Consider the following 12,795-nt stretch of genomic DNA (forward strand, 5'->3'; position numbering starts at 1 on the left):
CGTCGACCCCGTCCGACACCGCCGCCCCGTCGGCGGGCGAGGACCCTGCCGTCGAGGTCGCCGCCGACCCCACCGCTTCCGCCGAGCCGGAGCCCACCGCCGAGCCGGAGCCGCCGCTCACCGGCGACCCCTCCGTCACCCGCCCCGCGTTCACCGGCGCCGAGCTGACGGAGCCGATGCCGCCGTCGTCGGTGGGGCCGGACGTCACCCTCCTGGGCGACTCCGTGGCCCTCTCGGCCGCCCCCGAGCTGCTCGCGGCGCTGCCCGGGATCGCGGTGGAGGCCGAGGTGGGCTTCCAGGTGCGCGACGCCGCCGCCCGCCTCGCCGAGCTGGACGCGGCCGGGATGCTCACGGACGTGGTGGTGGTCAGCCTGGGCGCCAACGGCAACGCCGAGCTGGGCGACTGGGACCGCATCCTGGCCGCCGCCGGCCCCGAGCGCCTGCTCGTGCTGGTGGTGCCGCACGGGCCCATGGACTGGATCGGACCGGCCCAGCAGGAGATGGCCGAGCAGGCCGCCCTGCACCCGGACCGCGTGGTCCTCGCCGACTGGGATGCCGCCAGCGCCCACGTGGACGAGTGGTCCGCGGACGGCGTGCACCCCAAGGGCAACGGCCAGGGGATCTACGCCCGGCTGGTGCGGCTCACCGTGGAGGCCCGGCTCGGGCTGCGCTGAACGCACCGAGGGCGGTGGGCGCGGACGGGATGTCCGTGCTCACCGCCCTCGGGTCAGGCGTCGGCCGTGCGGTCAGCGCTCGATGTCGCCGCGGATGAAGGCCTCGACCAGCTCGCGCGCCTCGTCGTCGTTGTGCTGCACGGGCGGGGACTTCATGAAGTAGGAGGAGGCCGAGAGGATCGGGCCGCCGGTGCCGCGGTCCAGGGCGATCTTGGCCGCGCGGACGGCGTCGATGATCACGCCGGCCGAGTTGGGGGAGTCCCACACCTCGAGCTTGTACTCGAGGGACACGGGGGCGTCGCCGAAGTTGCGGCCCTCGAGGCGCACGAACGCCCACTTGCGGTCGTCCAGCCAGGCCACGTAGTCCGACGGGCCGATGTGCACGTCCTTCTCGCCCAGCTTGGCGGAGGTGTTGGAGGTGACGGCCTGCGTCTTGGAGATCTTCTTGGACTCCAGGCGCTCGCGCTCGAGCATGTTCTTGAAGTCCATGTTGCCGCCCACGTTGAGCTGGTAGGTGCGGTCCAGGGTGACGCCGCGGTCCTCGAACAGCTTGGCCATCACGCGGTGGGTGATGGTGGCGCCGATCTGGGACTTGATGTCGTCGCCCACGATCGGCACGCCGGCGGCGGTGAACTTGTCCGCCCACTCGGGGGTGCCGGCGATGAACACGGGCAGGGCGTTGACGAAGGCGACGCCGGCGTCGATCGCGGCCTGCGCGTAGTGCTCGGTGGCCAGCTGGGAGCCCACGGGCAGGTAGCAGACCAGCACGTCCACCTGGGCGTCGCGCAGGGCCTGGGCCACGTCCACGGGCTCGGCGTCGGACTCCTCGATGGTCTCGGCGTAGTACTTGCCGAGGCCGTCCAGGGTGGGGCCGCGCTGCACGGTGACGTCCGCGTGCGGGACGTCGGCGAGCTTGATGGTGTTGTTCTCGGAGGCGAGGATCGCCTCGGACAGGTCCAGGCCGACCTTCTTGGAATCCACGTCGAACGCGGCCACGAACTGCAGGTCGGACACGTGGTAGTCGCCGAACTGCACGTGCATCAGGCCCGGGACGGTGTCGGTCGCCTTCGCGTCGCGGTAGTACTCCACGCCCTGGATCAGGGACGTTGCGCAGTTGCCCACGCCGGCGATGGCGACGCGGATGGGGGTGGTGGCCACGGTCTGGTTCTCTCCTCGGACTTCCGGGTCGGGTGCAGGCGCGCCTGCAGGCGCGCGAGGGGGCTCACGCCTGTTCGGCGGAGCGCTCACCCGGGGATCAACCCCGCCAGTCTACGTCCGACGACGTCGGCCCGGTCCGCAACGGCGTCCGGCCCGCTTCCTAGGATGGGGGCATGAGACCGGCCCCCGCGCACGCCGCGACCCCCAGTGAGCCGCCCACCCACGCCGTGGACGGGCCCTCGTGGGCCGGGCCGGACGGCCGGGCCGAGGCCGGCGGTTCCGCTGTGAGCGCACCCCCCTCCCGGGGCCCCGCCGCGGTCCCCGCGCCGGTGCCGGCGCCGGGCGACCGCGGGGGGCGCTTCCAGCTGCCCGGCGGCCTCGCCGCCAACCGGTTCACGCTCGGCGGGCGCGGCGGCACGGGCTCCTGGGCGAGCCCCGCGGCCCTGGCCGGGGTGCTGGTGGCCCTGGCCGCCGTCGTCACCGTGCTGCAGAAGGCCCCGTGCCTGCTCCACGGCTGGGGCGCACCGAACGTCTACTACGCCGGCTGCTACTCGGACTGGGCGGCGCTGTACGGCGGGCGCGGGTTCGCGGCGGATCCGTGGGCCCCGTTCCAGGCCGGCTCCACCTTCGAGTACCCGGTGCTGATGTCCCTCGTGGGATCCGTGGGGGCGCAGCTCACCCAGTGGCTGCCGTTCGGCGCGGAGCACGGCACGCTCGTGTTCTGGCTCGTGAACCTGCTGTTCGTGGTGGGGCTGTGGGCCGCCGTCGCGGTGCTCACTGTGCGGATGGCCGGGCGCCGCTGGAGCGACGGGCTCATGGTGGCCGTGGCCCCCGGGGTCATCCTCGCCGGCACCATCAACTGGGACCTGTGGGCCGTGGCCCTGCTCGCGCTGGGCATGTACGCGTGGGCGCGCGAGCGGCCCCTGGCCGCGGGCCTGCTCATCGGGCTCGGGGCGGCCATGAAGATCTACCCGCTCCTGATCCTTGGGCCGCTGCTGATCCTGGCCGTGCGCTCGCGGCGGTGGCGGCCGTTCCTGCTGGCCGCCGGCGGCGCCGTGGCGGCGTGGGCGGCGGTGAACGTGCCGCTCATGGTGGCGAACTTCGAGGCGTGGTCCGTGTTCTTCACCTTCTCCGGCGAGCGCGGGCCGGGCCTGTCCAGCGTGTGGCACGCGTGGGACGTGACCGCCGCGCAGGCCGGGTGGGCGTTCGTGCCGGAGGACTCACTGACCCTGCTGGCCTACGGCGCCTTCGCGGTGTGCTGCCTGGGGATCTTCGTGCTCGGCGTGCGGGTGCGGCACACCCCCCGGCTCGCGCAGCTGACGTTCCTGGTGGTCGCGGCGTTCGTGCTCACCAACAAGGTGTACTCGCCGCAGTTCGTGATCTGGCTGATCCCGCTCGTCGCGCTGGCGCTGCCGCGCTGGCGGGACTTCTGGGCCTGGCAGACGGTGGAGGCGCTGCACTTCTTCGCCGTGTGGATGTACCTGGCCAAGGGGGCCTCGGGCTCCATGCCGCAGCACTCCATGGACGACTCCGTGTACGTGGCCGCGATCCTCGCCCACATGCTCGCCGTCCTGTGGCTCTGCGGGCGAGTGGTGTGGGAGATGCTCCACCCCGAGGACGACCTCGTGCGGCGGGACCACCTGGACCTGCCCGGCGGGGACCCCCTCGCGGGGGCGTACCGGTCCGCTCAGGCGTAGTCCCAGCGGTGGATCGGGCAGTCGGGGGACGGGTCCACGGCCGCGCGGTCCGCGGCGGCGTCCAGGGCGCGGTCGACAGCGGAGTCGACGGCGGCGCCCTGCTCTCCGGATCCGGCCGGGGACTCGGAGGGCGTCCCGACGGGCCGGCGTGGGCACGTGCACGCCGCCCCGGAGGCGGCCGTGGCGGCCTTCATCTGCTCCCGCCAGATCGCGTTCGGGTCCGAGGCCGGGTCCACGGGGACCGGGCCGTCGGGCACCGGGCGCGTGCCGTCGTCGTCCTGGGAGCCGGCGTCCGAGTCCCGCGTGAAGCCCATGCGGACGATCACCCAGCCGCCCACGGTCCACGCCACCATGAGGAACACCCCCACGGCCACGACGATCATGATCTCCACGGCGGGCTCCTCCTGCGCTGACGGGACTGGCGGGGCGGCGGGGGACGCTCCCCGGCCAGGCTAGCCCGGCGCGATACGGTCGGGGCATGACCGCTGTGACCCGTGACACCGCACCCGCCCCCGAGATGTCCGCGCACCTGCAGGACCTGGCCGCCTTCGTGACCGCCTCGCCCTCCAGCTACCACGCCGCCGAGGAGGTCGCCCGGCGCCTGGTGGCCGTCGGGTTCACCCGCCTCGACGAGGCCGCCGACTTCCCCGCCGCCCCCGGCGGCTACGTGGTGGTGCGCGACGGCGCGGCCCTCGCCTGGGTCGTGCCGACGGGCGCGGGCTCGGACGGGTCGGATGGTGCCGGGGGGGCCGGCGGCTCCGGTGCCGGCGCCGCGGTGCCGGTGTTCCGCGTGCTCGGCGCCCACACCGACTCCCCGGGCTTCAAGCTCAAGCCGAACCCCGCCACCGTCACCGCGGACGGCTGGGTGCAGGCCGGCGTCGAGGTGTACGGCGGGCCGCTGCTGAACTCCTGGCTGGACCGCGAGCTGCGGTTCGCAGGCCGCCTCGCCCTCGACGACGGCACGCAGGTGCTCGCCGCCACCGGCCCCGTGGGGCGCATCCCGCAGCTGGCCATCCACCTGGACCGCGAGGTCAACGACGGCCTGAAGCTGCAGCGCCAGCGCCACACGAACCCGGTGGTGGGCGCGCTCGCGCCTCGCGGCGAGGGCGCCGGCGAGGCCGTGGCGGACGTGTCCGAGGGCGTGGACGGGCGCAGCGCGCCGCTCGAGCAGGCCGCGGGGGCCGGTGCGGGTGTGGGCGCGGGTGCTGGTGAGGGCGCGGGCGCCCGCGAGGGCGACGGCGCTGGCCTGGAGGCGCGCGCCCCGGGCGACGTGCTGGCCGCCCTGGCCGCCGCGGCCGGCGTCGACCCGGCGGCGGTGCGCGGGCACGACGTCATGGTGGCCGACGCCCAGGCGCCCGGCCTGTTCGGCCTGGCCGGCGAGTTCTTCGCCTCCGGCCGCCTGGACAACCTCAGCTCCGTGCACGCCGGGCTCGTGGCCCTCGAGGAGCTGGCCCGGGCGAACGGCGGCGCCTCCGGGGCGATCGCGTACGCCGGCACCGTGGCCGAGGGCGTGGCGGGGGAGCCCGCCGGCGCGCCGGTGATCCCCGTGCTCGCCGCGTTCGACCACGAGGAGCTGGGGTCGGCGTCGCGGTCCGGGGCGGCCGGGCCGCTGCTCGAGGAGGTCATGGGGCGCGTGCTCGAGGCGCTCGGCGTGGCCGGGCAGGGCCGGGCGCGGGCGATCTCCGGGTCCTGGCTGCTGTCCGCGGACGCGGGACACCTGGTGCACCCGAACTACGCCGAGCGGCACGACCCGGTGAACCACCCGCGCGTGAACCACGGCCCGCTGCTGAAGATCAATGCCAACCAGCGCTACGCCACCGACGCGGGGGGTGAGGCCGCGTTCGCCCGCTGGTGCGGCGTGGCGGGGGTGCCGTTCCAGGAGTTCGTGAGCAACAACGACATGCCCTGCGGCTCCACCATCGGCCCGATTTCCGCGACCCGCCTGGGCATCCGCACGGTGGACGTCGGCCTGGGCCTGCTGTCCATGCACTCCGCCCGCGAGATGTGCGGCGTACGCGACGTGGAGCACCTGACGGCGGCCGTGAAGGAGTTCTTCCGCGGCGTGTGAGGCGGTGCGGCGAGCCGCGCGTCGCGCCGGGGCCGGGTGCCGCCGTCGTCGTGGCGGGCGTGACCCAGCCGATTCCGCCGCCTCTGGGCGCAGTACTGCCGAGTAGATCGACGATTCCTTGGCACTTCTGCGCCCAGCTGCACGGAGGCAGGGTGCGTCGCACCGGCGGTGGGATGAGCGGCCGGCGTCCGGCACCGGCGGCGCTCCTGCACAGCGCTCGGGAAGGGCCCGCTCGTCCCCACCGTCCGGCGCCCCTCGTCCACGACGGCGCGGCACGCGGTCCACTGCCAGGGTGAGCGATCCCCTCGACGCCGTATCCGAGTCCGTCTTCCCCGTCGCCCGCGCCGTCGCGGCCGGACTGGCGACCAGCCGGGCCCGACGGCACGACCTCGTCGCCGTCAGTCGCGGGCTCCGTCGTCGTCGGGATGTGCCTGCGGCCCCGCTCGACGTCGCTCTTGCCCATGCCCGTCGAGACCGGAGCCTGGTCGTGAGCCACGCCTCGGCGGCTCAGGCCTGGGGGATGTGGCTGCCCGCCGAGGCGGAGCAGCGGGTTCACCTGTCGCGCGTGCGGCCCGGTTCGCAGCCCCGCATCGCCGGGGTGGCCGGCCACCGGATCCGGATCGATCCGGCCACCGGACTGACTGTGCTGGGCGTCGGTGACAAGTCCCTCACTGTGACCACGCCGGAGCGGACGTGGACGGACCTGGCGTCCATAGGGCTCACCCGGGAGGACCTCATCGTCGCGGGGGACGCGCTGCTGCGCCGGCGCGACGGGCCCGGCGGCGAGGTGGCGGCCGGGCGCCAGCACCCGCTCTCGAGCCTCGCGGACCTGGGCGTCGCCGTCGCCGAGGCTCGAGGCGTCACGGGATGGCGCCTGCTCGGCGAGGCCCTGCCGCACCTGAGGGAGCGGTCCGACTCGCCGAAGGAGACGCGCCTGCGGGTGCGGCTCGTGGGCGCCGGCTTCCCCGAGCCGCAGGTGAACCCCGAGGTCCCGCTCGTCTGGGATGCGTGGGGTCGGATCCTCCGCTCCACGCCGGTGGACCTCTACTTCGCGGCGGCGAAGGTCGCGCTCCAGTTCGAGGGCGAGCATCACTTCTCCCGAGCCCGCCAGTACCGCAGGGACATGCGACGCGACGAGGAGCTGCGCGATGTGGGGGTCGAGACGGTGCGCGTCGACAGCGCGGTGTTCGGCGCGGGGGAGTGGGCGCGGTTCATGGCGCGCCTGCAGCGGCTTCTCACGACGCGCGGGGGTGCGTGATGGGCGCGTGACGGTGAGGCCGGGCGCACTACTGCCAGGTACGTCGAGATCTACTTGGCAGTAGTGCGCCCAGGGCAGGGAGGGGGGTGGGCATGGGCCGGTACCACGGGAGTGGGCATGGGTTGGCCCCACGGGGCGGGGGGATCGGGTCAGCGGCCGGCGAGGACCCGCACGGTCGCGAGGTTGCGGGCCGTCCCCACGCGGCGCTGCGCCGGCGGCGCGTCCCCCGAGGCCGCGCGCTCGATCCGCGGCAGCCCCAGGCGGGAGGAGTGCGAGGGCCCCGCATAGCGGACCCACACGCCCCGGCCCACGACGACGGCGCGGTCGTCCCCGGCGTCCACCGCGGCCAGGGCCTCGCCCGCCTCGGGGTGCGGCACTGTGTCCAGCAGCACGAGGTGGACGGTCTTGGGGTCCACCGAGTCCAGGGTCTCGCCCGGCGCGAGCAGGTCCGAGGCCAGCAGGCCGTCCACCAGGGCCGACAGCTCCGTGCGTGCGGCGGCGTGCACGGACGTGTCCACCCCGAGGCGCTCCGCCAGGAGGGCGCGCAGGCGCGCGGCGACGTCGTCGACGTGGTCTCCGGTGTCCGGCGTGCCGAGCACGTTGCCCGAGTTCAGGTGGACGGCCACGTCCGCGAGCCCGGCCTCGGCGGCCAGCTCCGCGAGATCCGCCTTCGGGACCCTGTTACGGCCGCCCACGTTCACGGCGCGCAGCAGCAGGGCGTGGGTGGGGGAGGCGGGGTGCTCGCTCATGGCCCGATCCTCCCAGCCGGAGGCCTTCCCCGACGGTGGTAGAGTGGATCAGGTTGTCTGTGTGCCGCCGAAGAGCGCGGAGCATCGCACGGACGACGAGCACAGAACCTCCTGCCGCGGAGAGACCGCGGCCGCAAGCCCAGAGGAGGTGGGTTCGCATGCGTGCTTATGAGCTGATGGTGCTGATCGACCCTGAGGTCGACGAGCGCACCGTGGAGCCGACCCTGAAGAAGTACCTCGAGGTCGTCACGAACGCCGGCGGCACCGTCGACAGCGTCGACGTGTGGGGTCGCCGCAAGACCGCCTACGAGATCCAGAAGAAGTCCGAGGCCATCTACGTGGTCGTCAACTTCCAGTCGGAGCCGGCCGCCACCCAGGAGCTGGACCGTCTGCTGAACCTCAACGAGACGATCCTGCGCACCAAGATCATCCGTCCGGAGGAGCAGAAGATCACCGCTGAGTGATCCTCGTACCGTGTCCGGCGGGTCTGAGAGCATCGGATCAGTCCCCGACGCCCCCACCGGAACCCCGCCGCCCGCACACCGGATCCCCTGATCCGGCGGACGGGCGGAAGAACCCCCGAAGACAGGAGTGACCATGGCAGGCGAGACCGTCATCACCGTGGTCGGCAACCTCACCGCCGACCCCGAGCTGCGCTTCACCCCGAACGGCGCGGCCGTCGCGAACTTCACCGTCGCGTCCACGCCCCGCACGTTCGACCGCCAGACCAACGAGTGGAAGGACGGCGAAGCGCTGTTCCTGCGCTGCTCGGTCTGGCGCGAGGCCGCGGAGAACGTGGCGGAGTCGCTGACCAAGGGCATGCGCGTGATCGTGCAGGGCCGCCTCAAGGCGCGCTCCTACGACGACCGGGACGGCAACCGCCGCACCAGCTGGGAGCTGGACGTGGACGAGGTCGGCCCGGCCCTGAAGTTCGCCACGGCCAAGGTCACCCGCGCCCAGCGCAGCGGTGGCGGCGGTGGCGGCGGCTTCGGCGGCGGCCAGCAGGGGGGCGGCTTCGGCGGCGCCCCGGCCGGCGGCTTCGGCGGGAACAACGACGGCGGCTTCGGCGGCGCCCCTCAGGGCGGCGGCTGGGGCGGCCAGCAGCAGGGCGGCGGCCAGGCCGCACCGCAGGACCCCTGGTCCGGCGGCGGCGGTGGCGGCGGATGGGACACCCCGTCCTCCAACGAGCCCCCGTTCTGATCCTGCGCTGACCGGCCGCGGCCCCTCCCCGGGGCCGCGCCGGACACGGACCACACGGACCTCTCCGTCCGGGCGCACGTCGCCCGGAGGGCCGCCACCGCGGCCCACCCCGCGACCCGGCACCGCCGGGCCGCACCGCACACGGCCCCGTGCGCCGCACGGGACACCGCGTGATCCCATCCCGCAGAACCGTTCTGCGGGCTCCAGAGAACTCTGAAGGAGCACCACGATGGCGAAGGCTGAACTCCGCAAGCCCAAACCGAAGTCCAACCCGCTCAAGGCCGCCAAGATCACCGAGATCGACTACAAGGACGTGGCCCTGCTGCGCAAGTTCATCTCCGACCGCGGGAAGATCCGTGCCCGTCGCGTCACCGGCGTGACCGTCCAGGAGCAGCGCAAGATCGCCCAGGCCGTCAAGAACGCCCGCGAGGTGGCCCTGCTGCCCTACGCCGGCGCCGGCCGCGGCTGATCGAGCGAGCGAAGGAAGGAACACCCAGATGGCAAAGCTCATCCTGACCCAGGAAGTGACCGGTCTCGGCACCTCCGGTGACGTGGTCGAGGTCAAGAACGGGTACGCCCGCAACTACCTGCTCCCGCGCGGTTTCGCCACCGTGTGGACCAAGGGCGGGGAGAAGCAGGTCGAGTCCCTGCAGAAGGCCCGCGCGGCCCGCGCCGTGGCGAACCTGGAGGACGCTCAGGCCCAGGCCGAGAAGCTCCAGTCCGCCACCGTGAAGCTCGAGCGCACCGCCGGTGCGGAGGGTCGCCTCTTCGGCGCCGTCCAGGCCGCCGACGTCGCCGAGGCGATCGAGGCCGCCGGCCTCGGCTCCGTGGACAAGCGCGCGGTGACCCTGCCGGCGCACATCAAGTCCGTGGGCACCCACCAGGCGCAGGTGCGCCTGCACGAGGACGTCGTGGCCGTCGTCGACCTGCAGGTCGTCGCCGCCAAGACCAAGAAGTGACCATCCGCTTCTGAGCCCGTCGCGCACGCGACGCACCCGAGGCACCGGTCCGCTCTTCACGAGCGGGCCGGGGCCTCGTGGCGTGGGGGAACATGGAGGCCATGCCCTCCGCCCCACCGCCCTCGGACCCCGCCGGCTCGACGGCGGCCCCGCGCCCGCCGCTGTGGACGCGCCCGTTCATCCTCGTCAGCGCCACCTACCTGTTCGTGGCGATGATCTTCTACACGCTCATGACTGCGATGGCGCTCTACGCCGTCACGTCCTTCGGCGCGTCGGACGCGGAGGCCGGCGTCGTGGTGGGGGCGTTCGTGCTGGGCGCGGTCCTCACCCGCATGACGACGACGCCCGCCACCTTCGCGTGGGGGCGGCGGCGGGTCCTGCTCGTCGCCTTGGCCTGCTACGTCCTCACGACGGCGGCGTACCTCTGGGCGGACTCCCTGGCCGCACTGACCGCGGTACGCCTGCTCAACGGCATGTGCTTCGGCGCGGCCGGCACCGTGCTGGCCACGGCCGTGCAGCGGATCGTCCCGCCCGTGCGCCGCTCCGAGGGCACCGGCTGGTTCTCCACGTCCATGACGCTCGCGGGCGCCGTCGGGCCGATGGTGGCCCTGCAGCTGAGCACCACCCTCGGCTACGACGCCCTGTTCCGGGCGTGCCTCGGCTTCACGGGCATGGCCCTGCTGATCGCCCTGTTCCTGCGCGTGCCCGAGCCGCCGCTGACGGGCCGGTTCCGGCTGCACCGGGCGGACGTGTTCTCCGCGGAGGTGGCACCGGCGGCGGGCGTGGCCCTGGCCTCCGGGTTCATGTACGGCGGCATCCTCGCGTTCATGGCCACGTTCGCGCAGCAGCAGGGCTACCCGGCGATGGTGCCGAGCCTGTTCTTCCTGCTCTTTGCCGCGGGCACCATCGTGGGCCGCGCCGTCCTGGGCGTGCTGCACGACCGGCACGGGGACAACGCGGTCGTCTACCCGATCCTCGCGGGCATGGCCGTCTCCTACGCGGTGCTGGCGCTGTGGCGGGAGCCGGCGGGCATGCTCGTGGCCGGCGCCCTGCTGGGGCTGACCTACGGGCCCGTGGTGAGCGTGTTCCAGACCATCGCGATCAAGGTGGTCCGGCCCACCGAGATCGGCGTCGCCACGGGCACGTTCTTCCTGCTCCTGGACCTCGGCACCGGCCTCGGCCCCATGGTGCTCGGCGCGGTGGCGGCCGCCGTCGGGATCCCGGTGATGTACCTGCTCTCCGGCGGCGTCGGGGTGGCGCTGCTGCTCTACTACCGGCTCGTGCACGGCGGCCGGGCCATCGCCCGGCGCCCGTCCCCGGCCTGAGCCGGGCGGCTTCGACGCGCGGACGGCGCCCCGCGGCTGCTCATGCGTCCCATCCTCCGATATGCACGAGGGCGTCGCCGCGGTGCACCAGGGGTGCCTCGGTGCGGCCGATGACCACGCCGGTCAGCTCGGCCTTCACGTGCGCGAGGCGCCGGCCGAACGAGTTGTAGAGCGCGCCGATGCGGTCCCCGGCGCTCACGCGTTCGCCGAGCGCGACGTCCAGGTGCACGAGGCCGTCCGCGCGGGCGCGCACCCACGTGGACTGCCACACCAGGTACGGGGCGTCCTGCTCGCCGTCGACGACGTCGGGGTGCACGGCGGCGGTGTCCTCGCCGGTGGCGTCGGTCGCCTCGGGCACGTCCGTGGTCCGCTCCTCGGGGACCTCGCCGGGCAGCGGCCCGGGGGCGTCGACGACGGCGTCCGGCCCGGGCTCGGTGAGCCCGACGTCCGCGGGGTCCACCATGTCCAGGGCGGCGAGCACGCGCAGGACCCCGTCCACACCGGGGGCGATCGCGTACTCGTCGAACCGCCAGGCCTCGCCGGCCTCGTAGAGGAGAACGCGCGCGCCGGCCTCACGGGCCGCGGCGCGCAGGGAGCCGTCCCGCAGGCGGGCGTGGAAGAGCACGGGGGCGCCGAACGCCTCGGCGAGCGCGCGGGTCTGGGGGTCCTCCAGGTCGCACCGGATCTGCGGCAGGTTGGAGCGGCGGTCCGCGCCGGTGTGCAGGTCGATGCCCACCGTGCAGCGGCCAATCACCTCGGTCATCATCAGGTGCGCGATGCGCGATGCGAGTGAGCCCCGGGCGGAGCCGGGGAAGGAGCGGTTCAGGTCGCGGCGGTCCGGCAGATAGCGGTCCCCGGCCATCACGCCGAGCACGTTGACGATGGGCACGGCCAGCAGGGTGCCGCGCAGGTGCGTGGGCTGCAGGCGCTCCAGGACGCGTCGGACGATCTCGACGCCGGCCACCTCGTCCCCGTGGATCGCGGCGGAGACCCACACGGTGGGCCCGTCCTCGCGGCCGTGCAGCACGTGCACGGGCAGGGTGACGTCCGCGCCCGTGACGAGCTGGGAGATCGGCAGGGACAGCTCGCGGCGGCGGCCGGCCGGCACCTCGACCCCGCCGAACGCGAAGGGGGCGCGCGCGGGGCGACGGCTCACGCGCGTCCCCGGTTCCGGCGGCGCACGCCGCGCGGCGGCTGCCCGCCCACGTACGAGGCGGCGGGGTCCACGAGGAGGCCGCCGGCGGCCAGCGCGGTGCGGCCCACGAGCATGCGGAAGCCCATCTCGTCCCGGTGGGTCAGGGTCACCTCCGCCTCGATCGTGCGGCCGGCCAGGGTCAGCGGCATCACGACGACGACGCGCTCCTGCGCCTTGCCGTTCGAGGAGCGGACCGTGCGCAGGTCGGCCACCGGCAGCTCGGCCGTCCGCGCGTCCGCGGCCGAGGTCTGCCACGGGTGCACCTCGAACCGGACCCACGCGGCGCCGTCGCGGGTGAACCGCTCGATGCCGAAGGCGTGGAGCGCCGAGGTGCGGGCGCCGGTGTCGATCTTGGCCTTGATCCAGGGGGTGTGGGCGGCGGGCAGGCCGACCCATTCGCGCCAGCCCACCAGCCCCGGGCGAGCGGCGCCGTCGTCGAGGGGGGGCACACCGTGGGGGGCCGTGGCCGTGTGCTTAGATTCAGACACGCCCCTCATCCTCCCAGGAAAGCG

General features: G+C 74.2%; 13 protein-coding genes and 1 pseudogene. 9 read left to right on the forward strand and 5 right to left on the reverse strand.

Annotated elements, in window-relative coordinates:
• Positions 1-674 (forward strand): annotated as a pseudogene (locus tag NWP10_RS00775) (acyltransferase); the annotation flags it as partial.
• A 72-nt stretch (positions 675-746) separates the two neighbouring features.
• Here NWP10_RS00775 and NWP10_RS00780 read toward each other — a convergent pair.
• Positions 747-1,832, reverse strand: coding sequence for an inositol-3-phosphate synthase (locus NWP10_RS00780; protein ID WP_184172920.1), 1,086 nt, complete (start codon positions 1,830-1,832; stop codon positions 747-749).
• A gap of 173 nt (positions 1,833-2,005) precedes the next feature.
• On the opposite strand from NWP10_RS00780, the gene NWP10_RS00785 reads away from it, so the two are divergent.
• Complete coding sequence (locus NWP10_RS00785) at positions 2,006-3,529, forward strand: glycosyltransferase family 87 protein (protein WP_258299530.1); 1,524 nt, start codon at positions 2,006-2,008, stop codon at positions 3,527-3,529.
• On the opposite strand, the gene NWP10_RS00790 is transcribed toward NWP10_RS00785, so the two are convergent.
• A complete protein-coding gene (locus tag NWP10_RS00790; protein WP_234404107.1) occupies positions 3,520-3,912 on the reverse strand; it encodes a hypothetical protein in 393 nt (130 codons plus the stop codon). The genes NWP10_RS00785 and NWP10_RS00790 overlap by 10 nt on opposite strands.
• A gap of 95 nt (positions 3,913-4,007) precedes the next feature.
• On the opposite strand from NWP10_RS00790, the gene NWP10_RS00795 reads away from it, so the two are divergent.
• Together NWP10_RS00795 and NWP10_RS00800 are read left to right on the forward strand one after the other, a co-directional pair.
• Entirely contained in the window at positions 4,008-5,597 is a 1,590-nt protein-coding gene (locus tag NWP10_RS00795) for a M18 family aminopeptidase (protein ID WP_258299531.1), read from the forward strand.
• A gap of 487 nt (positions 5,598-6,084) precedes the next feature.
• Positions 6,085-6,855, forward strand: a complete 771-nt coding sequence (locus NWP10_RS00800; protein WP_258299532.1) for a hypothetical protein — start codon at positions 6,085-6,087, stop codon at positions 6,853-6,855.
• Between the two features lie 149 nt (positions 6,856-7,004).
• On the opposite strand, the gene NWP10_RS00805 is transcribed toward NWP10_RS00800, so the two are convergent.
• Positions 7,005-7,604, reverse strand: a complete 600-nt coding sequence (locus NWP10_RS00805) for a DUF1697 domain-containing protein (RefSeq protein ID WP_258299533.1) — start codon at positions 7,602-7,604, stop codon at positions 7,005-7,007.
• A 158-nt stretch (positions 7,605-7,762) separates the two neighbouring features.
• Between NWP10_RS00805 and rpsF the strand changes: the two genes are divergently transcribed.
• The 5 genes from rpsF (at position 7,763) to NWP10_RS00830 (ending at position 11,088) form a co-directional block, all read left to right on the forward strand.
• Complete coding sequence (gene rpsF, locus NWP10_RS00810) at positions 7,763-8,068, forward strand: 30S ribosomal protein S6 (protein WP_017488242.1); 306 nt, start codon at positions 7,763-7,765, stop codon at positions 8,066-8,068.
• A 133-nt stretch (positions 8,069-8,201) separates the two neighbouring features.
• Positions 8,202-8,804, forward strand: coding sequence for a single-stranded DNA-binding protein (locus NWP10_RS00815; protein WP_258299534.1), 603 nt, complete (start codon positions 8,202-8,204; stop codon positions 8,802-8,804).
• A gap of 229 nt (positions 8,805-9,033) precedes the next feature.
• Entirely contained in the window at positions 9,034-9,273 is a 240-nt protein-coding gene (gene rpsR / locus NWP10_RS00820) for a 30S ribosomal protein S18 (RefSeq protein ID WP_002857788.1), read from the forward strand.
• Between the two features lie 28 nt (positions 9,274-9,301).
• Positions 9,302-9,763: a 50S ribosomal protein L9 gene (gene rplI / locus NWP10_RS00825; RefSeq protein ID WP_258299535.1), complete on the forward strand. Its 462-nt coding sequence runs from the start codon at positions 9,302-9,304 to the stop codon at positions 9,761-9,763.
• A 101-nt stretch (positions 9,764-9,864) separates the two neighbouring features.
• Complete coding sequence (locus NWP10_RS00830) at positions 9,865-11,088, forward strand: MFS transporter (RefSeq protein ID WP_258299536.1); 1,224 nt, start codon at positions 9,865-9,867, stop codon at positions 11,086-11,088.
• A gap of 40 nt (positions 11,089-11,128) precedes the next feature.
• Here NWP10_RS00830 and NWP10_RS00835 read toward each other — a convergent pair whose 3' ends face one another.
• Both NWP10_RS00835 and NWP10_RS00840 read right to left on the reverse strand, forming a co-directional pair.
• Positions 11,129-12,244, reverse strand: coding sequence for a succinylglutamate desuccinylase/aspartoacylase family protein (locus NWP10_RS00835; protein WP_258299537.1), 1,116 nt, complete (start codon positions 12,242-12,244; stop codon positions 11,129-11,131).
• Positions 12,241-12,771, reverse strand: a complete 531-nt coding sequence (locus NWP10_RS00840) for an ATP-dependent zinc protease (RefSeq protein ID WP_258299538.1) — start codon at positions 12,769-12,771, stop codon at positions 12,241-12,243. Before NWP10_RS00840 ends, NWP10_RS00835 begins: the two co-directional genes overlap by 4 nt.
• Between the last annotated feature and the right edge of the window lie 24 nt (positions 12,772-12,795).

The sequence above is a fragment of the Micrococcus sp. HG099 genome (assembly GCF_024723355.1).
Lineage (GTDB): Bacteria > Actinomycetota > Actinomycetes > Actinomycetales > Micrococcaceae > Micrococcus > Micrococcus endophyticus.

Bases quoted from the DNA above. Each gene is read 5' to 3' on its own strand.
- NWP10_RS00815 (WP_258299534.1), top strand. From the start codon at position 8,202: ATGGCAGGCGAGACCGTCATCACCGTGGTCGGCAACCTCACCGCCGAC.
- NWP10_RS00795 (WP_258299531.1), top strand. From the start codon at position 4,008: ATGACCGCTGTGACCCGTGACACCGCACCCGCCCCCGAGATGTCCGCG.
- NWP10_RS00790 (WP_234404107.1), bottom strand. From the start codon at position 3,912: ATGATCGTCGTGGCCGTGGGGGTGTTCCTCATGGTGGCGTGGACCGTG.
- NWP10_RS00830 (WP_258299536.1), top strand. From the start codon at position 9,865: ATGCCCTCCGCCCCACCGCCCTCGGACCCCGCCGGCTCGACGGCGGCC.
- NWP10_RS00805 (WP_258299533.1), bottom strand. From the start codon at position 7,604: ATGAGCGAGCACCCCGCCTCCCCCACCCACGCCCTGCTGCTGCGCGCC.
- rplI (WP_258299535.1), top strand. From the start codon at position 9,302: ATGGCAAAGCTCATCCTGACCCAGGAAGTGACCGGTCTCGGCACCTCC.
- NWP10_RS00785 (WP_258299530.1), top strand. From the start codon at position 2,006: ATGAGACCGGCCCCCGCGCACGCCGCGACCCCCAGTGAGCCGCCCACC.
- rpsF (WP_017488242.1), top strand. From the start codon at position 7,763: ATGCGTGCTTATGAGCTGATGGTGCTGATCGACCCTGAGGTCGACGAG.
- rpsR (WP_002857788.1), top strand. From the start codon at position 9,034: ATGGCGAAGGCTGAACTCCGCAAGCCCAAACCGAAGTCCAACCCGCTC.